The following is a 26,952-nucleotide window of genomic DNA, read 5'->3' as shown; positions in this document are numbered from 1 at the left end:
GCAGAACTGTAGGATCGTTCAACTCATTATTTAGTTCTTAACTGATCGGCATTAGGCCATATGGCCCCGTAGAAAACAATACAGAAGGATAAATTACCCTATCGCGGAGATATTGAAGCGATATACTTGCACTATCTACCTTTCAGATTGGACGAGTATCAGGCGCTTTGCGCGAGTCGGGGAAATAGCAACTCATGATCCCCTTGGTAAATTCTCGCTTTCTGACTCCCAAGAAAATAATGTTCCCCACGTATTGGGATCTGCTGCGATGATTGCCATACTACTGATAACTGCCCTGCTCCCCAACCTATCGGTTGTACCGTTAACTGCCAGAAATGCCCTCTAGGCCCTGACTCAACCACTCGAACAGGTAAACGATGCTGTTCATCCACCTCTTTCACGAGTGTGATATCCCAAGGGCGTAGAAAAATATCCACTTCCCCTTGATGGGCACTTGCATGATGCAGAGGGAATTCATAACCATCAATCAACAGCTGGGAACCATTGATTTGACCATGGAGTTGATTAATTTCCCCCATAAACTCAAGCACAAAGCGTGTTTCTGGACGATGCCAAATATCATCAGGCGTCCCAACTTGTTCAATATGGCCTTCACTCATAACGACGACTCTATCCGCAACTTCCATGGCTTCTTCTTGGTCATGAGTAACAAATACACTTGTGAACTTTAATTCATCATGTAGCTGGCGCAACCAACGACGTAATTCAATACGTACTTGTGCATCCAACGCACCAAACGGTTCATCTAGCAGTAAAATTTGTGGTTCCACCGCTAAGGCGCGAGCCAAAGCCACGCGCTGTTTTTGCCCACCAGACAGTTGAGCAGGAAAACGAGAAGCTAAATGAGATAATTGCACCATCTCAAGTAATTGAGTCACTTTTTGTTTGATCGCTTGTGATGATAGACGCTGTTTTCTTGGCACGACTGTTAGCCCAAATGCCACGTTATCAAACACGGTCATATGGCGAAATAAAGCATAATGTTGAAACACAAAGCCAACGTGCCGATCTTTTGCATGGATCCGGCTAACGTCTTGTCCATGAAAACGCAACGCCCCATAGCTATGTTGCTCTAGACCAGCAATGATTCGTAATAGCGTTGTTTTACCTGACCCCGATGGCCCAAGCAGCGCAACCATTTCACCCGATGCGATATCCAATGAGATATCCTGTAGCACTTGTGTCCTACCAAATAATTTTCCAATTTTTTCGATTTGAATACTCATGGTAGATGAACTCCTGATTCGGATCGCTGCCGGCTCAAATGCCATTGCAATGCACTTTTAATAATTAAGGTGATAATTGCCATCACAGCGAGGATTGCAGCCGCAGTAAACGCACCGACGGTATTGTAGTCTTGATGCAATAATTCCACTTGTAATGGTAATGTGTAGGTTTCCCCTCGGATCGCACCGGAAACAACAGAAACCGCCCCAAATTCCCCTATCGCTCGCGCATTCGTTAGAACAACACCATACAGTAACGCCCAACGAATATTGGGTAATGTCACTCGCCAAAACATTTTCCAGCCAGATGCCCCCAACAACACAGCGGCTTCATCCTCTTGGCTACCTTGGCTCAGCATCAAAGGCACCAACTCTCTCACCACAAAAGGACAAGTCACAAAAATAGTCACTAGGGTCATGCCTGGCCACGAAAACATCAATTGGATGTCATAGCTTTCTAGCCAACCACCAAACCAACTGTTGGACCCATAAAACAATAGGTAGAGTAGACCAGCAACCACTGGCGATACGGCAAATGGGATATCCACCAATGTTAATAATAACTGCCTACCGGGAAACTGAAATCGTGTGACCAACCAAGCTAGCATCGTGCCAAAAATTAAATTGACTGGCACGGTTATCAACGCGATAAGTACTGTTAAACCAATTGCATGCAGCATATCGGCATCGTTTAAATTCATTAAAACCGCATCTAACCCTTTCGAAAAAGCAGTCATAAAGATCCAAATGATGGGCACGACCAGTAATAGAACTGAAAATAAGACACCAATAGCAATCAAGAACCATTTAGCCCAATTGATTGGTTGACGTGAACTCACCATAGTTGGCGTGATTTGAGCCATTATTTGCCCCCCAACCTTTTACCAAAGCGGCTTTGTACTATGTTGACTGTGAATAACAGCACTAATGAAACCGCTAAAATCACTGAAGCAATCGCACTGGCGGCAGGATAATCAAACTGCTGTAACTGGCTGAAAATCATTAGAGATACGACTTCAGTTTGCCAAGCAATATTCCCCGCAATAAAAATAATCGCACCAAACTCTCCCAAACTACGGGTAAAAGATAATACGGTGCCAGCAATAAGCGCAGGAGAAACCTCCGGTAATACTACTCGACGAAAAGTTTGCCAGCGACTTGCACCTAATGTTTGCGCAGCTTCTTCATATTCAGGGCCAAGCTCTTCTAACACAGGCTGTACCGTTCTCACGACAAACGGAATACTGGTAAATGCCATGGCGACAGCAATACCAAGCCACGTATTGACGACTTTAATATCGAATTGATGCAAATACTGCCCATACCAACCCGAAGCAGCAAATAGCGTCGCTAATGTTAAACCCGCTACCGCTGTAGGTAACGCAAACGGTAAATCAACGAGGCCATCCAAAAAAGTACGGCCGGGAAAACGATAACGAGTTAAAATCCACGCCAGTAACATACCAAAAACGGCATTAAACAAACTCGCGACTAATGCCGCAAGGAGGGTTACCTTATAAGCCGCCACAACTTGCGGATAACTGATCACATCCCAATACTGTTGCCATGTCATTTCCGATAGCTGAATGACTAAAGCACTCAAAGGTAGCAGTAATATCAAGCAGGTATAAAATAGGCTGCTACCTAGTGTGAGGCCAAATCCTGGCAAAAAACGTTTCCCTGACTGACGCATTAACGTCGCCCTTCTGCCATCAATTTATCGAATTCACCATTGGTGGCGAAATGCGTTTCCATCACAGCAGGCCAGCTTTTAAATTGTGATTCAACCGTGAATAAACGTGTTTCAGGGAATTTATCTTTATTTGCAGCCATCACGTCTTTATCGTTCACTCGATAATTAAAATTCGTGATAATCTGCTGTGCTTTTGGGCTATATAAGTAGTAAAGGTAAGCCTTGGCAACATCTTGCGTACCATTTTTCTCGACATTCTTATCAACCCAAGCCACAGGGAATTCAGCTAAAATATCCACCGGAGGAACAATAACCTCATAATCGGACTCACCATATTGCTGGCGAATATTATTCACTTCCGATTCAAAACTAATTAATACATCACCCAGTCCTCTTTCAATAAAGGAGGTGGTTGCACCGCGCCCGCCAGTATCAAATACCTCAACATTTTTCAAAAACTGTTTCATTTGCTCACGCGTTTTCTTTTCGTCACCTTTATTTTCTTGTGCATAGGCTCCCCATGCCGCTAAATAGGTATAACGACCGTTACCCGATGTTTTTGGGTTTGGGAAAATTAATTTAACGTCTTCGCGTGCCAAATCATCCCAGGTTTTAATCCCTTTCGGGTTGTCTTTACGGACTAAAAACGCCATCGTGGAATAATAAGGTGAACTATTATTTGGTAATCTTGATTGCCAATTTTCTGGGATCAAATTCCCTTTATCGTGCAAAATTTGCACATCTGTGACTTGGTTATAAGTCACAACATCGGCCTTCAAACCTTGCAATATGGCCAAAGCTTGCTTAGAGGATCCCGCGTGGGATTGCTTGATGGTCAACTTGTCATCTGGGTGTAGCTCATTCCACTGTTTTTCAAATTCAGGATTTAATGCAACGAACAATTCCCGTGCAATATCATAAGAGCTATTAAGTAGTTCAGCCGCCATCAGTGGCGCACTACCCATAAGTGAGAAGGTTGCGAAACCCGCTAAGACTGTTTTCTTTAAGATCGCTTTCTGCATTAGGCACCTACTTATGACTAAACCAAAACTACGCTGTTAAGCTACTTTAGCTGCTTTAGTTATAACTGTGTAGCTATCAATCGCCTTTTAATATATCAAATTGATATAATCAAGAAATTATGGCAATAAGCAATCAAATTATATTGATGATCAATAGGTTAGTCACATGAGCGCCCTTCATGGATAGGCGATAAGATGGGAATAAAAAATCAGGTGTTTATGAAAACATCAATTGCCGCCAACTGGCGGCAATACGGCGATGTTATAGCGATAATAATGTGTCGATTGAAGGAGCAAAATAGTAGCTTCCTGAAACGGCTTTCGTCATGCGCAATAAATCATCATACTTGCCATCTTTCTCACCAAACATGCTAAGAAGCTGTTGTTCAATATTATGGAGACGCGCACAGTAAGCAAGGAAGTATAATCCATGTTTTCCACTCGCTGTACCATACGGTAAACTATGACGCATAATAGACAGCTCTTCACCGTCCTCTTCAACCACTACACGAGAAACATGTGAAGTAACGTTACGTTCACTTTCATCAAGCTCCACACTATCACTCTTAGTACGGCCAATCATCTTTTCTTGTTCTTGCTCTGAGAAACGATCCCACTTATGTAAACTATGCTCATAACGTTGAACAAGAATATAGCTGCCTCCCTTATCAATGCCATCTGCAATCAGTGCAACTTCAGCGATTTCTTCTCCCTGAGGGTTTTCGGTACCATCAATAAATCCGCTCAAATCACGTTCTTCGACCCAACGAAAACCATGGATCTCTTCTTCAACTTTAATCGCAGGACCAAATGCCTTCAGTGCAGCCTGTGCCAATGAAAAGTTAATATCGTGACGCTGAGATTGAATATGAATAAAAAGGTCACGTTGTGTTGCGGGTGCAAGACCTTTCCCTAATTGACGAAAAGGCTTTAATTCAGGTGCGCTTTCAGGTGCTGATAATTGCTTCCAAATATCAGAACCAAATGCAATAACCGCGCCTAACCTATCAGATGGGTACTGTTCTTGTAATTGTGTTAATGCGTCGACAAAACGCTGACATCCCGTTTTTATGTCAGCAAGAGGCCCTTGCACCATTGCTTCAATAAAAATACCGAAACGGCTATGATCTTTCAGAATACCGCTCTGAGAATGAGACATGCTAATCAACCTCTTTGAAATAATTTATTATTTGTGCGTGAGATATAGTATCTCATCAATGATGATTTTCACCTTGTTTTAACGCAAATATTCAGGCGCACAGGAAAATAATACAAAAAAGAATTTAAGGGGCTGATTAAGGCAAGGTATTAATAGTGAGCTGAGGGCTTAATAACGAAAGTTAAACTCCGTAACAACGTCATTGAACGCACTCATACCCTCAAAATTCTCACTATATTTAGATTGAGCGACATAGCCAATAGGGAATGAATTGAACCAGCAGCTGAGCGATTATTTCTTCCAAATAATTCGCGACACTGTCCAATTTTTTAATTCATCATCAGGCGGCATTAAACCTTCTGGTCCTTGCCATTTACCAGTGAAGCTATACACAATATGTGCCGTCTGTGGTGCGACGCATTCAACAGCAGGTTGGTCATCAATAGGCTCAGCGATTTTACAGGCACCAAAGGCTTTTTCATAAATATCACTAAAGGGTGAACCAATTTTAATTCCCCACTCGGTGACAATATCAGGATCACTGACGCTAATGCGTGAAACATAGCCTTTTTCAGGGCCAAATACTTCAATTTTCACCTTATCATCATCTAAACCTTGAAATACAGTGACAATCTCACCTTGTTCAGTTTGCATTCCACTACGGATGATATAACGATCATCCAGACGCTCTTTGATGATGTCAGCTTGCATTGGGGTGAACCCCGTGATCCCTCCTACCCCAGCAGCTTTGGCCGTTATAGGGCTACTAAACCAGTTCATTGGCGAAAGTGAAGACCAAAACCCACCTGAGCCTGCGCACCCCGATAGAATAAATGTACCACTCAAAATAGCTATCTGAGAAAGCTTCACAATGACACTTTTGGGCATAACATCCTCAATTCATATTGGATTACTTGATGCATACTGTGACAACCTATTCCTAAAAACATTCCAACTCATCACCCAATAAATCATCAACAACATTAAAAATCGAGATCATTCGTCAGTGTTTTCGCATAAATGAGTCGAGCTGGCTGCTCTTCCTCGTATAGCATTTTTTCAAACATATAAATGGCGGCATCCGATTCTTCGCTAACCAGAAACTCAATCCTACCACATCCTCTCGCTCGTAATTTTTTTTCTAATCGGCTCACGAGCGCATTAGCAATACCGCGGCCACGATAATCTGGATGTACAGCAAGATAGCATGCTGTTCCTCTGATCCCGTCATAGCCCCCCATTACCGTGCCCACCACTTCGCCCGACACTTCAGCAACCAAAAAAAGGTCTGCGCCACATTGGAGTTTGCGTTCAATATCAAGTTCAGGGTCTCCCCCAAACTCATTTAAATCACATCGTTCCCACAATGTGATAACTTCTTCAAAATCGCTTTGCCGGAAGATACGTATTTCCATATTAGTGACCCGTTTTAACTGAGTTTTCTGTCATTATCACCGCTTTTCACACACAATCAATATTTCAATATGCCTTTTTTCATTCAAAAGGGTATACTTTAGTCACTTTTTTTTACCAACCGTTCTATTGGAAAACAATGAATTACCCTGATATTTTTCAAGTAAAAACATTTTTACTTGAACTACAAGAAACGATTTGTCAAAAAATCACTGAACTGGATGGTAAGGAAACCTTCCTTGAACAAACGTGGGAACGTGCTGAAGGTGGTGGTGGACGTAGCCGTGTATTGACTCAAGGAGCGCTATTTGAGCAGGCTGGCGTTAATTTCTCCCATATTCAAGGGAAACAACTCCCCGCTTCCGCTACGGCACATCGTCCTGAATTAGCAGGTCGCAGCTACCAAGCCATGGGCGTCTCTTTAGTCATTCACCCTCAAAACCCTTATATTCCAACGACTCATGCTAATGTACGCTTCTTTATTGCCGAAAAAGAGGGTCACGAGCCAGTGTGGTGGTTTGGTGGCGGTTTCGATTTAACCCCTTATTATGGTTTTGAAGAGGATGTGGTTCACTGGCATACCATCGCTCACGACCTCTGTGCGCCTTTTGGTTCAGAGACGTATCTTAAGTATAAAAATTGGTGTGATGAGTACTTCTTTTTGAAGCATCGTAATGAGCCTAGAGGCGTAGGCGGACTATTTTATGATGACCTCAACCAACCTGATTTCACGACTTGCTTTAACTTCACACAAGCTGTTGGCCATGGTTTTCTCGATGCTTATGTACCTATCGTTGAGAAACGTCGTCATCACACTTGGGGGGAAAGAGAACGTCAATTCCAATTATATCGACGTGGTCGCTATGTTGAATTTAACCTTGTTTGGGATAGGGGCACATTATTTGGTTTACAAAGCGGTGGGCGCACTGAATCCATTTTAATGTCTATGCCTCCTTTGGTTCGCTGGGAATATGACTATCACCCTGAACCAAATACCCCCGAGGCAAAACTCTATAGTGATTTTTTAGTGACTAATAAAGACTGGTTGAACAAATAGTAACATTATTTACTCTTAATAAAAGTCGTCATAAGACTTGGCGGCTTTTGTGATAAAAAACAATAATAGTTAATAAATTTACTTATTAATCACATAGTTACATATGCATCTCATTATCTTATGATTCCATTTTCACACACAAAATGGAGTCTGTTTATGAGTCATATTCTTGGTCGTTCCTATCTTCCTCCGTACCTTATTGCACATCTCTATCAGGAGTCGAAATGTAAAAAATTAAAATCTACGTTATTTCATATCAATGAACTGATGAGCACCGCCTATTCAACAGAAGATAAAGAGCATCTAAAACAGTTATTTGCTTGTTCAGCACGCCCTGGCACCAATTATGAACGTATTATCAGAGATGCACAGGAAAGAGAGTTTTTACCCAATCATGTCCATTCAAATCTACCTATTTGTTCACGTTCCGACCTCTCATTAGATGAAAGTTATCCAAGTCCCTATGAACTTCATATGCCTCATGAAGATTATCAGATCGTTATGAAGGAAGGCGACCCTATAAAGCCATCAACAGCAGAACAAACTGTGTATGATTCCATTGGCCATGTGAGATCATTTTTTAAAGAAAAACTGAATATTAATAAAATTTTTGGCTGCGATTCACAAATTAATGCCGTCATTCATTTTGATAAAAATTACCCTAATGCATTCTGGAACTCACAGGCCATCTATTTCGGTGACGGCGATAATCTCTATTTTGGTCCGTTTTACAATGATATTGATATTATTGCTCATGAGTTAACCCATGGCTTTATTACCTTCACGACAGACTTTGACTATGTCTTCCAGTCAGGGGCATTAAATGAATCTGTCGCCGATGTAGTCGGGATCATGGTCAAGCAATATGCAGCCAATGAAACCGCGACTCAATCTAACTGGCTACTGGGTGAAAACTTGTTCATTGATAAACAAAAAGCACCTGCCTTACGCTCTATGTCAGCACCAGGCACTGCATATCGCCTATCCGAAAATAATCGAGATCCACAAGTTGGGCATATGCGAAACTACCGAAATTTATCGATTTTCCAAGATAATGGCGGCGTTCATATTAACTCAGGCATACCTAATAAAGCCTTTTACCTATTAGCGACCATGTTAGGCGGTTATTCATGGGAGCGAGCGGGACAAATTTGGATCCGTACGATGTTTGATAAAACACTCACGACCAGAACAACATTTAATGAGTTTGCCCAAGCGACGCTAAGAACAGCAACACAACTCTTTGATCATAAGGTGGTGGATATTACACGTAAAAGCTGGGAAGGCGTTGGGATCTACATTTAAGAATATCAATGCAACAACGGTCAAACACTGACAAAGTTTGTCAGCCATATAATACGGCTGACTTTATGAGATAAAAATTTAACGTTTTTTCTTCTTACGACCCGGTTGAGTAAAACGTTTACGAGATGCAGTATCTGTCGTTGCCTTTGGTTTGTTACCTGCACTCGGTTTACTTACCCGTTTTGTCGCCACTGATTTCGCTTTAGCCGGTTTCTTAGCCTGAGCCATTGAGTCTGATTTTTCAATCATATCAAATAACTTAATCAACTCATCATCCGTTAAATCACGCCATTCACCTAATGGGATCCCTGAAAGATTCACATTCATAATCCGTACGCGTTCAAGCTTTGTGACCTCAAAACCGAAATATTCACACATACGACGGATTTGGCGGTTTAATCCTTGAATCAGCGTAATTCGAAAGACAAAAGGAGCTTCTTTCTTTACTTTACACTTTTTCGTCATAGTACCTAAAATCGGTACCCCCGCGCCCATACCACGAATAAAATCATCGGTAATGGGTTTATTAACGGTCACAATATATTCTTTCTCGTGCTCGTTGCCCGCACGCAAAATTTTATTCACTAAGTCACCGTGGTTAGTGAGAAAAATCAGCCCTTGGGAATCTTTGTCGAGCCGACCTATCGGGAAAATACGTTTACTGTGATTCACATAATCAACAATATTGTCTCTTTCACCGCTTTCAGTAGTACTCACGATGCCCACTGGTTTATTCAGCGCAATTAACACTAAATCTTCTTCATTTCTAGGCTCAATCAGTTGTCCGTTCACTTTGACAACATCACCACTAAAAACTTGATCACCAATGGTCGCTCTCTTGCCATTGATAAACACATTTCCTTGTTCGATGTAACGATCCGCATCACGCCTTGAGCAAATACCACTCTCACTGATGTACTTATTTAGACGTGTAGAAGATTTAGTTTGCATGGTTACCCTCTGTAATCTGCATAATTGGGAGCTGGAATCGATACACGTTAGCTCACCACAACGAATAACAAATAGTTATTAAAAAGCCGTAACAGAGTAAATTGTCACGGCTTTCTCGAAGTATCACAAATATGTGCGACTTCTAGGATTAACGTTTTTTCAGATGTTGCATTAAACGTTTACGTTTACGCAATTGTGTTGCTGTTAACTGGTTCTTTTTATTCGCATAAGGGTTTTCCCCTTCTTTGAATTGAATACGAATCGGTGTCCCCATGACCTGTAATGAACGACGAAAATAATTCATTAGGTAACGTTTATAGCTATCAGGTAAATCAGAGACTTGGTTACCATGAATGACCACAATAGGAGGATTATGCCCCCCCGCATGCGCGTATTTCATTTTCACACGACGACCACGAATAAGAGGCGGTTGATGCTCATCTTCTGCCATTTTCATTATCCGCGTCAGCAGTGCAGTACCTACACGACGTGTTGCTGATTCATAAGCTTCTTGCACAGATTCAAATAAATTACCCACACCACTACCATGTAACGCGGAGATAAAGTGGATGCGCGCAAAATCGACAAAGCCGAGACGCAGCTCTAACATGTCTTTCACATGTTCGCGGTCTTCAGGCTTCATGCCATCCCATTTATTGACCGCAATCACCAATGAACGGCCTGCATTAAGAATAAAGCCTAATAATGATAGATCTTGGTCAGAAATACCTTCACGAGCATCAATCACGAGTAAGACGACGTTAGCATCTTCAATGGCTTGTAATGTTTTGATAACTGAGAATTTTTCAACCGTTTCAGTGACTTTACCACGCTTACGTACGCCCGCCGTATCAATCAGGACATATTCGCGCCCATCACGTTCCATTGGGATATAGATACTATCACGCGTTGTGCCTGGCATATCGAATACGACAACCCGCTCTTCACCTAAAATACGATTAGTGAGTGTTGATTTGCCAACATTTGGTCGACCAACAATGGCTAATTTAATCGGTAATGTGGTTGGATCAAAATCATCTTCATCTTCGTCAAATTCAGCTTCCGCTTCTTGTGCAGCCCAGTAAGCGGCATTTTCTTCTTCCTCGGTTAGCTCAATTTCTTCTTCTATCTCAATAAAAGGCTTTAATGATTTTTCAATGAGTTGGGTTACACCACGGCCATGTGACGCCGCAATAGAATGTATTTCACCTAGGCCGAGTGAATAAAAATCACCAATGGCACTATCAGCATCGATACCATCGGTCTTATTCGCCACCAGATAGGTTTTTTTCTTTCGACTACGTAAGTGCTTAGCAATACCTTCATCTGCTGGCATAAGTCCTGCGCGTGCATCGACCATAAAGAGAACCACATCGGCTTCTTCAATCGCTTGCAGTGACTGTGCAGCCATGTGTGTTTCGACGCCTTCTTCAGTACCATCGATACCACCAGTGTCGATAATAATAAATTCATGCCCTTCAACTTCAGCACGACCATATTTGCGATCACGAGTCAGCCCAGGAAAATCCGCTACCAGTGCATCACGGGTACGGGTTAATCGATTAAATAACGTGGATTTTCCTACGTTTGGACGCCCAACCAGCGCTACGACGGGTATCATTATTTGATGCCTCACTACTTTAATTAACTAAAAGAATTCGGTGTTTTCAGTGAAACTGACCTAGAAAACAAAAAACGAAACAGCTCCCAATATTAGGAGCTGTTGATTTTATCGAGAAATTTGCTGCTTGTCAGAAAATTAACGCGTTAACAGATAAACTGTCCCGTTTCTTGCCTGAACCATGAGCTTATCACCAGCAACAACTGGGCGACTATGAATACCTGAGCTATTGATTTTATTTTGCGCCACAAAACCGCCAGTGCTCATATCTAACCAATGCAAGTAACCTTCTTTATCACCCACAACAATATACCCATTGTACATTTCTGGGGCACTTAAGCCACGATTAAGCAAACCCTCTTGGGTCCATAAGGTCACACCATCACTCTTACGTACTGATAATACACGGTCATTTTGATCGACAAGGTATAAATTCTCACCAGATAAGACCATGTTATTGACGGAGCCTAAATCGCGTTTCCATTTTATTTGCCCAGAACGCATATCAAGTGCTGCTAATGTACCGTTATACGCAATCGCATAAATAGTACCATCATCAATAATTGGCGTCATATCCACATCGTCTAAACGCCCAATCTCTGTTGAACTTGTCACCTGGGAAATACGTTGCTGCCAAATGAGTTGGCCTTGAGACAATAATACCGCACTAACACGGCCATTATCCCCACCCACAATGGCCGCACCGTAAGCGACGCTCGGAGCTGATTCCCCTCTTAGTGACAAGGATGGTGTATCCATATTCACTGTCCACTTGATTTCACCATTATTTTCATCAAGTGCTTGGAGCATACCGTTACTAGTATGAACCATGACGAGGCCATTACTTGCGACTGGACGAGAAAGCGCTTCCCCCGCAACTTCCACATCCCAAACGACTGAACCATCTTCTTTATTTAATGCGATGACGGTTCCACGCTCGGTTCCAATATAAATATGGTCACCAGAAACCGTTAACCCACCCGATAACAGTGCGGATAAGTTAGCAGAAAGAAAACCTGTACGCTTAGAAAGGTCGACTGACCAGATTTCTTTACCGCTATCAAGCTCAAACGCCTTAACTAGCCCTTTGCGATCAGCGGCATAAATTGCACTGCCATCCCAAACAGGTGACAGATCAGAATAAAACTGTTCAACACCATTTCCGACTGATTTATCCCAAACTATCGAAGGTGTAAATTGGTTTTCAACCTGAGGAAGTGGCGCCATAACGATAGAATCAGTTTCGCTGGAACAACCTGCAAGTAAAGCTGAAGCGACTAGGCCAATCAAAAGTGTTTTCCGCAACTGCATAATAATCGTTTCCTTTCTTCTTATAAATTATACTCACCATATTCCAAGTCACATCATTATCGGCATTCAGTCATCCGAACAAATTTCTTGCTCGGATGCTTGCACTTGTTGCCTAGATGCGACGCAAATTACTTAGAGTACAGATACGTTGTTCAGTTTAAGGGTAAGAAGGCTTCTAATTGCTTGTGAGCCATCACTTTCCAGCCCTTGAGTATATGCAGCTTTTGCGCCTGCATTGTCGCCCTTATGGAGTAAAGCGTCTCCACGAATATCTTGTGCTGCTGCTTGCCATGATTTAGCTTTAATATTACCCACTGACGCTATCGCGGCATCAGCTTTACCTTGTGCTAGCTGTACTCGCGCTAAACGAAAGTTGATGAGGTCCAGCATATCATCGGTTTTTGCTTTGGTTAAAGCATCTGATAATGATTTTTCTGCTAACGCTAAATCACCTTTATCAACAGCAACTTGAGCAAGTTCTAACCCAATCATCGCACTGTATACATCATTTGTTTCAGCAGCGAATTTTTGTGCAGCTTCAATACCTTGAGCTGAACCTGAATGCAGTTGTGTACTGACATTTTCAAATTTTTGAGCGCTTTCTTGTAACACATTGCTCTTGTGAGACTGCCAATAATTCCATCCTAGAACAGCCCCAATACCGACAACAAGTCCAATGATTAACGCCACGCCATTATTAGCAAAAAAGCGTTTGATAGCATCAACTTGTTCGTTTTCAGTTGTGTAGACTTCCATTAGTTTCTCCTTAACCTAACAGTTCAGCTAAACGCTGTGCTAATTGTTGCTGCGATACGGTTTCTTGCTCACCAGTCAGTAAGTGTTTCACACTAACTTGCTGATTAGCAATTTCATCTTCACCTAAAATCAGCGCAATTCTTGCACCTTGCTTATCTGCACGTGCTAATTGTTTCTTAAAGTTGCCGCCACCGTGATTGGTCATCACACGTATGTTTGGCAACGCATCACGTACTTGTTCAGCTAATAACAATGCTGCTTGTTGGCTATTATCGCCAAATGAAGCTAAATACACGTCAGTGACAGAATCATCAGCAGTGAAGTTAGGGTTCAAATCTTTAACCAAGAGCACCATACGCTCCATGCCCATCGCAAAACCAACTGCTGGTGTTGGCTTACCACCGAGTTGACCAACTAGGCCATCATAGCGGCCACCTGCACACACCGTACCTTGTGAGCCAAGAGCGGTTGTCACCCATTCAAACACAGTACGGTTATAGTAATCCAGACCACGCACTAAACGTTGATTCACTCGGTATTGAATACCAGCCGCATCTAACAATTTGCACAGGCCATCAAAGTGCTCACGAGATTCATCATCTAAATAATCAAACAGCTCAGGTGCATCATTTAATAATGCCTGTACTTCTTGATTTTTTGAGTCAAGTACGCGCAATGGATTGGTGTACATACGGCGTTGACAATCTTCATCGAGCTTTTCTTTATGCTGCTCAAGGAAAGCCACTAATGCTTCACGATAATTTGCACGAGCTTCTAAAGAACCGATTGAGTTTAACTCTAACGTCACATATTCACTGATACCTAATGCACGCCACCAGCGTGCTGTCATCATGATCAGCTCAGCATCAATATCTGGCCCCGCAAGACCAAACACTTCGGCACCCAGTTGGTGAAATTGGCGATAACGACCTTTTTGCGGACGTTCATGACGAAACATTGGCCCTAGATACCATAAGCGCTGTTCCTGATTGTACAGCAAACCATGCTCAATACCTGCACGGACGCAGCCAGCAGTATTTTCAGGGCGTAAAGTGAGGCTAACCTCAGTTTTGTCTGTGTCATGACGGTCGATAAAGGTGTACATCTCTTTTTCAACCACATCCGTCACTTCACCAATCGCTCTACTAAATAGCGGGGTGTGCTCTACAATCGGGGTACGAATTTCACTAAAACTATAACCCTGTAAAATATTTTTGAGAACTGCTTCAATTTTCTGCCAGACTCGAGTGTCTGCCGGCAGGTAGTCATTCATGCCACGAACGGCCTGGATATTTTTTGCCACGTTATGTCTCTATTTTTCGGAATCGAATAGCCTCGATTATAAAAGCGAAATGTCATTAGGTTCAATCAACAAACCATAATATTCCTCTTCAATCGGGAATATTCTGCTCTTTTTAGGGTTGCCCCTGTCCTTTTCACTCAAAATAGTGCCGTTGAGTGCTCGCCAAAATACCATAAAAACAAAAACTGGCCCATTAGAGCCAGTTATTTGACAATCATTTTTCTATTTGGTTTATCTGTATGCGGTTATTTTCATCAAGCATGGCTGCTTTTGCTCGAATTTTCGCCTCTAGCTGATCAATAATATTGTCATTATCAAAACGCTCTTTTTGACGAACACCATCTTCATAGAAGCCACTTTTGGTTTTCGCACCAGCCACCCCTAAGGTGGAAACCTCAGCTTCACCGGGACCATTGACGACACAACCAATAATGGATACATCCATTGGGGTGATGATATCTTCAAGACGTTGCTCTAGGGCATTGACTGTGCCAATCACATCAAATTCTTGACGAGAACACGTTGGACAAGCAATAAAGTTGATGCCACGAGAACGAATCCGTAATGATTTTAGAATATCGAAACCGACTTTAACTTCTTCAATTGGATCCGCCGCTAACGAAATACGCAATGTATCGCCAATACCTTCAGCCAACAACATGCCAAGGCCAATTGCTGATTTAACAGAACCAGAGCGTGCTCCACCAGCTTCGGTAATACCTAAGTGCAGTGGTTGGTCAATTTTTTGTGCTAATAAACGGTAAGAGCCAACGGCAAGAAAAACATCCGATGCTTTAACACTGACCTTGAACTGATCGAAATTCAATCTATCCAAGATATCGACATGTCGCATCGCTGATTCAACTAGCGCTTCAGGTGTTGGCTCACCGTATTTTTCTTGAATATCTTTTTCCAGTGACCCGCCATTGACCCCAATACGGATAGGAATGTTGTGATAGCGAGCGCTATCCACAACTTGGCGAATACGCTCTTCACTACCGATATTACCTGGGTTAATTCGTAGGCAGTCAACACCATATTCCGCGACTTTCATCGCGATACGATAGTCAAAGTGAATATCAGCAACCAATGGCACATTCACACGCTGCTTAATGAGTTTAAAGGCTTCTGCTGCATCCATCGTAGGTACAGATACCCGTACGATATCCACGCCTACACGCTCTAATGATTGGATTTGCCGCACTGTTGCTTCAACATCCGTCGTGCGCGTATTGGTCATAGATTGGACAGCGATAGGTGCCCCATCGCCAATAGGCACATTACCTACATAAATTCGGGTGGATTTACGTCTTTTTATCGGTGATTCATTATGCATTTTAATTTTACTCTCTGGACATCCATGTGCTCTTAAACACTGTTGTGTAGTGGATAATCATTGCTGCGATGACTACTATACACAAAAACGCAAACTGCAAACTATCACAATTCTAGTTTTAGGATACAGTTTGCGTCTTCTTAATTTGTGACTTTATGCTTCTGGTATTTTTAACTTAGCAGAACGATTCGCTTTAATAAAACGGCTTAAGTCAACCGCATTGCCATTGAATTTGATATCAACGTTTGCGGGAGCACCAATATTTAAGCGGTAAGGCAATTTGCCTTGTAAATCCAAGGTATCACCATTGTTCTTGATACCACTATACAAGACTTTATTATTCGCATCGCGAACCTCCAACCAACATGAGCCTTTAAAACTCATCGCGAGTGCATCTTGAACGACAGGTGCCGTTGCAGGTTCTTCAATTGATTGGGTACGATCAATGTTCACTGTTGCGCTTGGTGAATTTGGCAGTGGCACAGTTTTAACCGGTTGTGATTCGGTTGTTTGATTATCGTTTGGCTGAATTGAGGTGAGATCGACCGCAGAATTCGTTGGCGTCTCTGTTGCAGGAGGCGTTTCCGTGGCGTTACTCGTCACTTCCACTTGATTTTCACTGCTATTTTGTTGGGATAATAGCAAATCATTTTGATTAGCCATTGTGACAAATTCACTTTGTTGTTTTTGGTGATCTTGCCACCACCAAACACCGACCATTGCAATTAATACAATGACAATTAACCAAGTTAGCTTCATCAACCAACCTTCACGCTTCTTACGTTTTTTACCTAATGAGTAACTTTGCATAGATGAAACCGTTGATGTTGCAATCGGCTCATCATTTCTAAGTAGCGCATTTAATTCACTTTCTGGCACATTCACCATACGTGCGTATAAACGCATATAACCACGTAAAAAGGTGGGTTCGACACCAGCAGGTTTTACATCTTCATCGATTTCTCTTACCGTACTAACTTTAAGACACAGACGCTCCGCGACCGATTCTTGCGTTAATCCCATTCGCTCACGCGCTTGAGAGAGTAGTTTTCCTACTGTAATTGGAGTTTGTTCGGTATTGTTATCGATAGTCATTTGCTAGCAACACTGTGTTCGAGTGAATGAAATATAAAGCTATTTTCCTTAGCTTTACTCGTAATAATCCTAACGTGACAATTTTATTAATATCATCACCTACAAATCATTGTAGGTGATGAGGGTCATTTTGCCTATCCATAAATGACCTAAATGATAATTAGACCAAATATTTAGATATTATCTATAACTCAGACTGCTTTCACCTTGATAGGTTCCCCAGCCATGCGCTTTTTCAATGTCCGTTTAGTACGGTCAATGACCTCTCCCGCCAGCTGACCACAAGCGGCATCAATATCGTCACCACGAGTTTTACGCACTATCGTCGTAAAGCCATATTCCATCAACACTTTTGAAAAACGATCGATACGGCTGTTCGAACTACGACCATAAGGTGCGCCTGGGAACGGATTCCAAGGGATCAAGTTAATTTTACTTGGCGTATCTTTTAAACATTCCGCTAATTGATGCGCTTGTTCAATACTGTCATTGACATGATCCAGCATCACATATTCCACCGTGACACGACCACCATTCGCATTTGATTTAGACAAATAACGTCTTACGCTGCTAAGGAAGGTTTCAATATTGTACTTTTTATTAATCGGTACAATGTCATCACGGATATCATCCGTCGGAGCATGTAATGAAATCGCTAACGCCACATCAATCATATCACCTAACTTATCGAGTGCTGGTACAACCCCAGAAGTCGATAAGGTGACACGCCGCTTCGATAAACCAAAGCCGAAATCATCCATCATGATTTCCATCGCTGGGACGACGTTATTCAGATTTAATAACGGTTCCCCCATTCCCATCATGACGACGTTAGTAATAGGACGGCGTCCGCTGGATTTTAATGAACCGATTATTTTTGCCGCACGCCAAACTTGCCCGATAATTTCAGAAACACGTAAGTTACGGTTAAATCCTTGCTGTGCTGTAGAACAGAATTTACATTCTAACGCACAACCCACTTGTGAAGAGACACATAATGTTGCGCGGTCATCTTCTGGAATATAAACCGTTTCAACTTGCTGGTCACCTACTGTTATCGCCCATTTTATCGTACCATCAGCTGAACGCTGTTCTTCAGCGACTTCAGGAGCACGAATTTCAGCGACTTCCTTGAGTTTCGCTCTCAATGCTTTGTTTATATCTGTCATTTGATCGAAATCGTCATAACAGTAGTGATATATCCATTTCATGACTTGATCGGCACGGAATGGTTTTTCACCCATTTGCGCAAAAAAATCACGCATTTGTTTACGATTCAAATCGAGGAGATTAATTTTTTGTGTATTTTTTTCTGGTGTGACAGAAATAGCGGAGGAAGTTGCACATTGTGCACTTGTTGTCATATCGGACATGTTTAAGTTGCCTCGTTGTTACACTTTCGGCGAGTGCTATGTGAATAGCACAACGTTCATAATAAAATAAGCCCTGTTAACAATTATATTAACAGGGCGTCGCATTGTACAAACTTTATTAGAATAATGCTAATGCATTAGTTTGTTAATTAGCGAGGGCAGATTTCATCTTCAGTAAAGAAATACGCGATTTCACGATTTGCCGACTCAACAGAGTCAGAACCATGAACTGCGTTTTCAGTGAAGCTATCCGCATAGTCAGCACGTAACGTTCCTGCTAATGCGTTATCTGGGTTAGTTGCACCCATCAGGTCACGGTGACGCTGAACCGCATTTTCACCTTCCAGAACTTGCAGCATAATTGGACCTGAAGTCATGAATTCAACCAGACCTTCAAAGAAAGGACGACCTTTGTGCTCTGCGTAGAAACCTTCAGCTTGCTCACGAGTCAAATGCAGCATTTTGGCGGCAACGATTGAAAAACCAGCGCTTTCAAAACGATGATAGATTGCACCAATAGCATTTTTCTTTACTGCGTTTGGTTTAATAATAGAAAATGTACGTTGAACCGTCATAAATAACCTCTTAGCGATATCGTGACTTTTACCCAGCGTTCTTAACTTTTTCAAGTAATTCAAAAACGAAAAGTATGTGTCAGTTGTTGTTTTTTATAGTGTTAATCTTCTGCTACCCAGTAACAGAAACAAGGCGTTGATTATAGGGGCTACGATTACAATTTCCTACAGTTACATCAACATTTTGTTAAACTTTTTATAGCAAAAAAGACTATTTTTTTGACTAAGTCACACTTTTTATTCGTTACTTCACTTTAAAACTGACTGAGGTCACTTGTCCACCCATGTCTAAAACAGAAATTTGGTAGTTTCCTGATTTATCAAAAGTCAGTAAAACGCTGCCATTGTGTCCTGTTTCTTTTATTTGCTCGCCATTTAAAAACCACCATTGTTGTCCTTGCCCACCTTGCGTCACTAAGCGTACATCTAAACTACTTTTACCTGGTAACCGCTGTAGAATTTCACCTTCACGCACGCCCGAAATCAACAGTGGCGGCATTTCACTCCTCATTGGTGGACAGTGGGGATCAATACGAGGTAACCGGTTAGCACGTTTCTCACCCGACGGTAGCCATGACTCTAATGTAATCGGCCACAAATAGATCTCTTTTTCTATTGCGTTAGGGCAATCTGGCGCAACCTGTAAACCTTGAATATTGACCCATATTTTCTGGCGTAGCCCTAATAATGACTCCTGTCCTTTCGCAATGAGTGTTGGTGGGATCGTCTTGTCCAAAATCCAACTTAAGCGACGTTGCCGGCAATTGCTATCCTCTTTTGGCAACGCGGTGCCACTCGGCCAACAAATCACCGCTTGGCTAACGCTTGCGGGCTTAGTATCTTTCGGTATCGATTGGGTTGATTGATATAAACGAGCTAACAATAAATTATTCACCTGATTCATTATCGGAATAGCCGTTGCGTAGCCAAATTGCCCTGCAACAGGTGTACCATCTGGCCGCCCAACCCATACACCAATGGTATAACGCGGATTGACCCCTATCGCCCATGCATCACGATAGCCATAACTGGTGCCGGTTTTCCATGCTAAATTCACTTGTGCGCTTAAACTACTGTCTGGCACAGGGCGCGCCTCTCCCCCCATAATACGTCGCACAATCCACGCAGCTCCCGGTGAGATAAGCTGGCGATCGCGTATCACTTCACTGGGTCGATAGCGCAGTGGTGAAACTTTTCCTTGGCGAGCAAAAGCGCTGTAAGCTGCTACTAGCTCATCCATACGTGCAGCCGTTCCACCTAAAATGAGTGATAAATTGGGTTCACTTGCTAAAGGAAAACGTAATTCTGTCCCAACATTACGTAACTTGGCCGTAAAACGTTTACTCCCATAAGCATCAAGTACTTGCACTACTGGCAAATTCAGTGAACGCACTAATGCATCACTGACGCTCACAGGACCATTAAAACCACTATCAAAATTACCTGGTCGATAATCATCAAAACGACGTGGTACATCTTGTAACAGTGATTCGGCATGGATCAATCCATCATCCATCGCGAGTGCATATAAAAAGGGTTTAAGTTTCGACCCCGGCGAACGCCAAGCCGTGATCATATCAACATGACCAAAACGGCTATTATCTGTAAAATCAATTGACCCAAGATAAGCTTTCACACTCATATCAGTATGATCAACAACCAATAATCCTAATGAAGTTTGCTTAGGCAGCTGGTTTTTCCAATTAATCGCCATATCCTCTAACTGACGCTGTAACCCTGCATCAATTGTGGTTTCAATAATTGAATCTTGAACATCTTTGACGACGCGACGCGCTAATAAAGGCGCTAAATGAGGATTTTTACGCGGAGCTAACCAGATTTGTTCCTGTTTAATATCAGCAACTTTATCTGCCGACCAAACCTGATATTCAGCGAGCCTATCAAGGACTTTATCGCGTGCAGCTTGCGCTCTTTGGGGATAACGGTCAGGTCTCAGTCTGCTTGGCGCTTGTGGCAATACCGCAAAGAGCGCCGCCTCACCTGACGTCAGTTTATCTGGCGATTTATTTAAATACACCCAACTTGCAGCACCAATTCCTTCAATAGTTCCCCCGTAAGGGGCTCGATTCAGGTACATTTCCAAGATTTCATCTTTTGAATAATGGTATTCAAGCTGTGCGGTACGCCAGAGTTGTTTGAGTTTACCTGTTATTGTTCGGTCATGAGGGTCAATTAACCGAGCAACCTGCATAGAAATCGTACTTCCCCCTGATACGATACGCCCTGAACTCACATCCTGCCATAATGCCCTCAGCAACGAAAAAGGGTTAACGCCCGGATGTTGATAAAAATGGCGATCTTCATAGGTGAGGAGTGCTTCAATAAATTCAGGTGATACTTCATCTAATTTTACGGGATAGCGCCAAATGCCTTCTCTGTCAGCAAAACGCCAAAGTGGTGTGCCATCTTCGGCCACTACGGTACGTGCCATTTCAATTTGCTTGATGGGTAATGGCCATAACCTATCAAGCAATAAAAATAGCAGAGGCAAAAAAATCACCAAGACGATCAATGTCATCCCAGTGCGTCGTAACCCTTTTTTCATAAATGGATCTACCGCAAAGAAATAGCCCTTATACGACTAGCACTACACAGTATAAGGGCTTAGCAAAGATTAACGAACGATTTCTAATTGACCACTAGCATTACCGACAGCTCGCCATTCAGGCACATACATGGATTCCACCTGTGGAACAGGAATGTTGTATACACCCGGCGTCACCGCTCTAGCTAAATACACTAAAGTGGTTGGTTTATACTGCTGTACCTCAACGGCAGCGACAAAACGGTCGTCACGATATTCCATATGACTGATTTGTGCTTGCTGCATATCATCGATCACTTCTTGTAAGTTTGGCGCTGTTTCGCTGAGATTTGCACTGCTGTTTGCCAAATTTTGGTTTTCTAGCTCTAAACCTGCCGGCAATAAATCAACGACTAATGCATCAGGAACCATCTGTGAAGCGTTCACTTCCAACTTCACAACTACCATTTCGCCCGATCTTAAACGGTCAAGTGTAATTGGTTGGCCTTGTAAATCTAAATAGGTACGTTTCACACTTAATACATTGGAACTCGGCGTTGGTGTATACATCGGGTATCCCACCACATTCAAACGGCTATACAATGTATTGGTACCCGCATTTTCAATGCTGTAGCCTGTTTGTAGCTGTTGTTTGCTCAAGAACTCATTGACCGGTTTGTCCGATGTCATTGGTGGCTCTTGACCATTGATAACCGCTTTCCATGGCGTTTCGGAATCATTCACATAATAACGACCCGCTAGATACAACGCATTACTCTCTTGAGTTGAGAAGTACTGTTGTGAAACTAGGTTATTGGACAATATCTGTAGTTTTTGATCACGCGATTTCGGCATTAATTGATGTTCATTTAATAAAGCCACTATCATTGCATCGTCACGGATCGTTGAACCATAGTCACCATCATAACTGTAACGACTACGCTGTTTTTTCAATCCATCGATAATGGCGCTGTCACCACGTGCCTTATCTCCCATGAGATTCAATGCGATCCCTAACTGCACTAGCGGTAACCCACTATTGGATTCATTGGCCCTAGAGTACAATTGGCGCAAGGCTCCTAAAGGAGCTTTCTGCTGTGTGGCCAATACCAAGCCTGCATAAGCTTGAGCAGCAAAGCGCGATGCATCCGGATTATTGGTATATGGATAATTGATTTGATTACCATCTTGTAAGTAGCTTAACAAACGGCTATTTGCATTCACTAACGCATCTTGAGGTACTGAATAGCCTCGTTGATGAGCTCTATTTAAAAAATCTGTTGCGTAAGCCGTCAGCCAATACTCTTCGCGGCCATTCCGATCCCACAACGAGAAACTTCCATCAGGACGCTGCATGCTTAATAAGTGCGGAATACCGATTTCAATGGCTTTCCGACGATCATCATCCGTTTGTGATTTCACACCCAGCTTCGTTAATTCCGCTTGCGAGGAGTACAGTGAAGGATATAGTCCGCTGATCGTCTGCTCAAGACAGCCATATGGATATGCAAATAACTCACGTATATAACGTGCGATTTGCAGTGGAGGACGACTCGTCAACAGTACCTGCCCTTCAAGCGTATCCGGTGATAAACCGCGCAACTCTTCCGTTGGTAATGTCCATTGTTCACCTGGCTCAATCGCAATCGCATAAGAAAGAGTTTCTGCTGGTTGAGCAGGACGTACTCCGACTTTCCAACTATTACTGTATTCTTTCAATGACTCGCCGGGGATGTTAATACCATTGATTGTCATCGACACTTGACCTTCCCCATAACCGTAATCAGCACGAACAGGTAAGGTAACTGTTGTTCGCTTGCCTTTCACTAAAGAGAGTTCTTTCGAGGTCGCCCCATCTAATTTCACCATACCCGAGGCTTTAAAGGTCACCGTGACATTTTGTGTATTATCGGTTGTGTTAGTCAGATCCAGTGCAAAGTAAGATTTATCACCACCAGCCATAAAACGTGGCATCGACATTTGTGTAATCAATGGTGCGGCAACCACAACTTTACTGTCGGCATGACCAAAATCTTTGTCATTCCAAGCTTGTGCCATCACGCGTAATTCCCCATTAAAATCAGGGATTGGTAATGTGATTTCACCTTCACCATTTTTATCCAGTGTCACAGGTTGAGCTTGTTCCGCAATGATTTGCACTTCTGTTAGCGGCTTCATTCCTCCGCGCTCTAACGCGGCTTCTTCACTATCACCACCAAAGCGCAGATTAGCAAGTTTGCCCTGCCCCTCAATCAAGTGACCATATACATCGTATTGGTCTACGCCATAACGTTTGCGCCCAAAGAAGGCTTCATACGGATTAGGGGTTTTAAAATCAGTAATGTTCAAGACACCCGTATCTACCGCGGACAACAACACATTCACTTTTTCAGGTAATGGTTTACCATCTTGCGCGGTTGCTTTCACTTTAACGGTAAGATCTTGATTAGGTCGCATCTTTGTGGGTGCGGTCAGTGATAAGCCAATTTTACGATTCTCATCCGCCAATGGTAGATGGAGTACACCGATAGCGCGTTTTACTGTCGCCTCTTTCGAATCATCCCCTGGGCGTACAACTACCGCAGTGATATAAAGATCATGGCGTGCCCATTCTTTATTAACAGGCACTTCAATTTCCATCCCTTTTTCAGGGACGTCAATCTCTTGCCACCATAGCGGACCACTACTGGATTCAAGCAAAATATAGCCTTTGCCCGCTTTAGGAGATTCCACTCGAACTTTTGCTTTTTCTCCAGGTAAATATGCAGGTTTATTTAAGCTTAGTTTTACTTGATCAGGGCGTATAGCCCCATTACCACCCGCATTATCTTGCCATGAATAACCCGCCCAAAATTGTAGGCTGCTAACTAATTTATTATCTTCATTAATCACTTCAAGACGGAAAGAACCCCAATCAACTGGGAAAGACACTTTCGCAGTACCATCTTTTTCAATCTTGATGTTTTCATTCGCCATCATCAAATCTTTTTGATCATAATTTGATGTCCAGCCACCACTTTCTGACCAGCTCCAGAAATAATCACGGCGTTCATAGACTAAACGAGCGGTTAAATTTTCGGCCGCAAGCTTATTACCTGCCGCGTCAGCAAATACCAGTTCAAATTCAGCAAGAGAGTTTTCATCGACGTTATAGCGCTGTGTGTAACGGTCAGTCCGATAATCATAAATTTCTTTTTTATTAAATAATGGACGAATACCAACCATTGCTTTCGCCGGCCATACCGCCTGTTCTGCTCGGCGAGTCACAGGGCGCCCCCCCGCTTCCAATAAACTCGCTTGTGCAATAACTTTAATTGGTGAACGCAAAGATTCCCAATTACTCTGGGGTACAGCGATAACGGTTTCACCACTATCATTTAATGTTAAATCAAACTCATCCAGCTTACGTTGTAGCCCTTCTTCATTTTCAAAACCAAATTCAAAACCGGGTAGTTTTGCTACCGCTTCACGGTCAGGTCGAATAAAAATTTGTCCTTGAAGTTCATTACCTGCGGCTGGTGCGCCATATAAATAACGCCCCTGAATATCAAACTCAACAGGCTCATTATTCAGAATAGGTTTTTCTTGAGCACTCATCTCCAATGCCATGCGCTCAGGCATGAAATCTTCAACGTTGAATTTATAGTAACGCAACGGTGAACCATCACCTAAATCAAAGCGCAAAGACCAGCCGCCTGTTTCAGCGGATTTTGGAATTTCGTATTGATACTGGTATAACCCATTGTGATCTTGTTCAGGCTGCCACACAAAACTTCTAACGACTTGCCCATCGGTTTTTAAAACATCGACTTTAACTGGCTGAGCCTTAATTGGCTGACCATCACCATCACGTAATAAACCATTCACCAATAACAATTCACCTGGGCGATACAAATCTCTAGGGCCAAACACAAAGAACTGTTTTGCATAACCAACTGGACCTGAAATATCAAACTCGGATAAATCTAGTGCTGGCTGTGTCAGGTCAATCATACTTGTTTGACCATCAAGGGTCGCTAACAATAGTTTTCCACCCGCTAATTTATCTAATTTGGCATGCCCATCACCATCAGTAGTGGCTTTATTAACTAATTGCCCTTTTTCATCAAGAATACGTAATTCCACGCCTTTTAGTGCAGAACCTTTTGCCAGTGATTGTGTAAATACATCAACCTGATCTTGATAGCTATGCAATGACACGCCAATATCACTGAGCGTAAATACAGTTGCAGGGAATTGATAACTATAGCTACCTGCTTTTTGCATAATTGCTAAATAAACACCATCTTGCTGGAGTTCTTTAATCTCTTTCAGCGGCAATAAAACCGTTTCACGAGTATTTTTGGTTGGATTTAGGTCAAAACGCCCTGTGTAGGCAAGTTCGGTTTTATTGAGGAACTCTTCTGAATACCAATATTCATAATTACTACGGTATTGCCACATTGCCAAAAATTGTGGCAATTGTTTTTCATCAATGCGGAAAAAGTTCACATCCACTTTATCGACATTCAATGCGATAACTGGCAAGCCTTGTGCAACTTTGCTAGGTAATAAGGAGCCTTTACTTGCAAACCCAACTGTCGGGATAATTTGTGCCGTTTGTAATTTTTTCTCAAATGGTTGAGTTATTGTCCGTTCATTGACCGCTTTGATCCCCGTATTGACCGTAAGATTTAGCTCTCTTGATGGCGGTATATGGCGAAAGCGCAACTCCATTTGATTATCAGATAGCTCCCAAGCGCCATCTAACTTACCTGATTTAACATCAACTAAATTTAAAAATTGGCTAAAATCTTGGTTTTGCTCTAGGGGAACAGAGAAAGTAACGACAATTGCACTCGCGCCATCTAGCTGTAACTCAGAGGCATCAAGAATCGTTAACTCTTTACCTGCATAACGCTTGATCATCTCTTCTTTAGATAATTTCGTTGCAGATTTATTTTCCGTTGCAAGTGGTGCAGTCTTCGTTGGATTTTCTACCGTTGATTTGTTTTCTGCTGCAATATTTGTATCTTTTTTGCTTGTGTCGTCTGTGTTATCACAACCCGTTAGTGCAATGACAGAAGCTAATGCCGCTGCAATATAACGTTTTTTTGTCTTTAGACCCGCCAATGAAGCCCAACTAAAATGTTGATTCATGACCGATTCTTCCTTTAATAGTTAATATATTGAGCTTTCACTCTCATCTAA

20 protein-coding genes are annotated in these 26,952 nt (G+C 42.4%); 2 read left to right on the top strand and 18 right to left on the bottom strand.

All coding sequences use genetic code 11. The features are described 5' to 3' along the window. Positions 1-158 precede the first annotated feature (158 nt). The 7 genes from cysA to M1F03_RS07575 form a co-directional block, all read right to left on the bottom strand. Positions 159-1,247: a sulfate/thiosulfate ABC transporter ATP-binding protein CysA gene (gene cysA / locus M1F03_RS07605; RefSeq protein WP_154625135.1), complete on the bottom strand. Its 1,089-nt coding sequence runs from the start codon at positions 1,245-1,247 to the stop codon at positions 159-161. After that, positions 1,244-2,110, bottom strand: a complete 867-nt coding sequence (cysW, locus tag M1F03_RS07600; protein ID WP_154625136.1) for a sulfate/thiosulfate ABC transporter permease CysW — start codon at positions 2,108-2,110, stop codon at positions 1,244-1,246. The genes cysA and cysW overlap by 4 nt, the downstream gene beginning before the upstream one ends. Then, the gene (gene cysT, locus M1F03_RS07595) at positions 2,110-2,940 is read right to left on the bottom strand and encodes a sulfate/thiosulfate ABC transporter permease CysT (protein ID WP_154625137.1); all 831 of its coding nucleotides are present in this window, start codon (positions 2,938-2,940) and stop codon (positions 2,110-2,112) included. The genes cysW and cysT overlap by 1 nt, the downstream gene beginning before the upstream one ends. Continuing rightward, a complete protein-coding gene (locus tag M1F03_RS07590) occupies positions 2,940-3,962 on the bottom strand; it encodes a sulfate ABC transporter substrate-binding protein (RefSeq protein ID WP_154625138.1) in 1,023 nt (340 codons plus the stop codon). Before M1F03_RS07590 ends, cysT begins: the two co-directional genes overlap by 1 nt. Positions 3,963-4,224: 262 nt before the next feature. Continuing rightward, on the bottom strand, positions 4,225-5,121 hold the full coding sequence (locus M1F03_RS07585) for a Dyp-type peroxidase (protein ID WP_163861030.1): 897 nt from the start codon (positions 5,119-5,121) through the stop codon (positions 4,225-4,227). A 291-nt stretch (positions 5,122-5,412) separates the two neighbouring features. Beyond that, entirely contained in the window at positions 5,413-6,009 is a 597-nt protein-coding gene (locus tag M1F03_RS07580) for an RpoE-regulated lipoprotein (protein WP_318840115.1), read from the bottom strand. A 95-nt stretch (positions 6,010-6,104) separates the two neighbouring features. After that, complete coding sequence (locus tag M1F03_RS07575; protein WP_154625141.1) at positions 6,105-6,536, bottom strand: GNAT family acetyltransferase; 432 nt, start codon at positions 6,534-6,536, stop codon at positions 6,105-6,107. 137 nt (positions 6,537-6,673) lie between these two features. Between M1F03_RS07575 and hemF the strand changes: the two genes are divergently transcribed. Both hemF and M1F03_RS07565 read left to right on the top strand, forming a co-directional pair. Next, positions 6,674-7,591 carry an oxygen-dependent coproporphyrinogen oxidase gene (gene hemF, locus M1F03_RS07570; RefSeq protein WP_163861029.1) on the top strand — a complete coding sequence of 306 codons (918 nt, stop codon included), beginning with the start codon at positions 6,674-6,676 and terminating at the stop codon, positions 7,589-7,591. A 156-nt stretch (positions 7,592-7,747) separates the two neighbouring features. Then, on the top strand, positions 7,748-8,896 hold the full coding sequence (locus tag M1F03_RS07565; RefSeq protein WP_163861028.1) for a M4 family metallopeptidase: 1,149 nt from the start codon (positions 7,748-7,750) through the stop codon (positions 8,894-8,896). A gap of 78 nt (positions 8,897-8,974) precedes the next feature. Here M1F03_RS07565 and rluF read toward each other — a convergent pair whose 3' ends face one another. The 11 genes from rluF to M1F03_RS07510 form a co-directional block, all read right to left on the bottom strand. After that, positions 8,975-9,847 carry a 23S rRNA pseudouridine(2604) synthase RluF gene (gene rluF, locus M1F03_RS07560; RefSeq protein ID WP_154625144.1) on the bottom strand — a complete coding sequence of 291 codons (873 nt, stop codon included), beginning with the start codon at positions 9,845-9,847 and terminating at the stop codon, positions 8,975-8,977. A 148-nt stretch (positions 9,848-9,995) separates the two neighbouring features. Beyond that, positions 9,996-11,468 (bottom strand): ribosome biogenesis GTPase Der, encoded by a 1,473-nt coding sequence (gene der / locus M1F03_RS07555; RefSeq protein ID WP_154625145.1) that lies wholly within the window; start codon positions 11,466-11,468, stop codon positions 9,996-9,998. 138 nt (positions 11,469-11,606) lie between these two features. Further along, positions 11,607-12,779: an outer membrane protein assembly factor BamB gene (gene bamB, locus M1F03_RS07550; RefSeq protein ID WP_154625146.1), complete on the bottom strand. Its 1,173-nt coding sequence runs from the start codon at positions 12,777-12,779 to the stop codon at positions 11,607-11,609. 132 nt (positions 12,780-12,911) lie between these two features. Next, complete coding sequence (locus M1F03_RS07545) at positions 12,912-13,535, bottom strand: YfgM family protein (protein WP_154625147.1); 624 nt, start codon at positions 13,533-13,535, stop codon at positions 12,912-12,914. A 10-nt stretch (positions 13,536-13,545) separates the two neighbouring features. Then, positions 13,546-14,838 carry a histidine--tRNA ligase gene (gene hisS, locus M1F03_RS07540; RefSeq protein ID WP_163861027.1) on the bottom strand — a complete coding sequence of 431 codons (1,293 nt, stop codon included), beginning with the start codon at positions 14,836-14,838 and terminating at the stop codon, positions 13,546-13,548. A gap of 214 nt (positions 14,839-15,052) precedes the next feature. Continuing rightward, a complete protein-coding gene (gene ispG / locus M1F03_RS07535; RefSeq protein WP_154625148.1) occupies positions 15,053-16,174 on the bottom strand; it encodes a flavodoxin-dependent (E)-4-hydroxy-3-methylbut-2-enyl-diphosphate synthase in 1,122 nt (373 codons plus the stop codon). Positions 16,175-16,327: 153 nt separating this feature from the next. Beyond that, positions 16,328-17,269, bottom strand: coding sequence for a cytoskeleton protein RodZ (rodZ, locus tag M1F03_RS07530; RefSeq protein ID WP_154625149.1), 942 nt, complete (start codon positions 17,267-17,269; stop codon positions 16,328-16,330). 191 nt (positions 17,270-17,460) lie between these two features. Beyond that, positions 17,461-18,642 carry a bifunctional tRNA (adenosine(37)-C2)-methyltransferase TrmG/ribosomal RNA large subunit methyltransferase RlmN gene (locus M1F03_RS07525; protein WP_154625150.1) on the bottom strand — a complete coding sequence of 394 codons (1,182 nt, stop codon included), beginning with the start codon at positions 18,640-18,642 and terminating at the stop codon, positions 17,461-17,463. 149 nt (positions 18,643-18,791) lie between these two features. Further along, entirely contained in the window at positions 18,792-19,217 is a 426-nt protein-coding gene (ndk, locus tag M1F03_RS07520) for a nucleoside-diphosphate kinase (RefSeq protein ID WP_154625151.1), read from the bottom strand. Positions 19,218-19,461: 244 nt separating this feature from the next. Beyond that, on the bottom strand, positions 19,462-21,783 hold the full coding sequence (pbpC, locus tag M1F03_RS07515; protein WP_318840114.1) for a peptidoglycan glycosyltransferase PbpC: 2,322 nt from the start codon (positions 21,781-21,783) through the stop codon (positions 19,462-19,464). Between the two features lie 69 nt (positions 21,784-21,852). Next, positions 21,853-26,901 (bottom strand): alpha-2-macroglobulin family protein, encoded by a 5,049-nt coding sequence (locus tag M1F03_RS07510; RefSeq protein WP_154625153.1) that lies wholly within the window; start codon positions 26,899-26,901, stop codon positions 21,853-21,855. Positions 26,902-26,952: the final 51 nt, after the last annotated feature.

This window comes from Providencia sp. PROV080 (genome assembly GCF_033688105.1).
Classification (GTDB): Bacteria; Pseudomonadota; Gammaproteobacteria; order Enterobacterales; family Enterobacteriaceae; genus Providencia; species Providencia zhejiangensis.
Note: the sequence above shows the minus strand (reverse complement) of the source record. Positions and strands in the feature narration are given on the sequence as shown.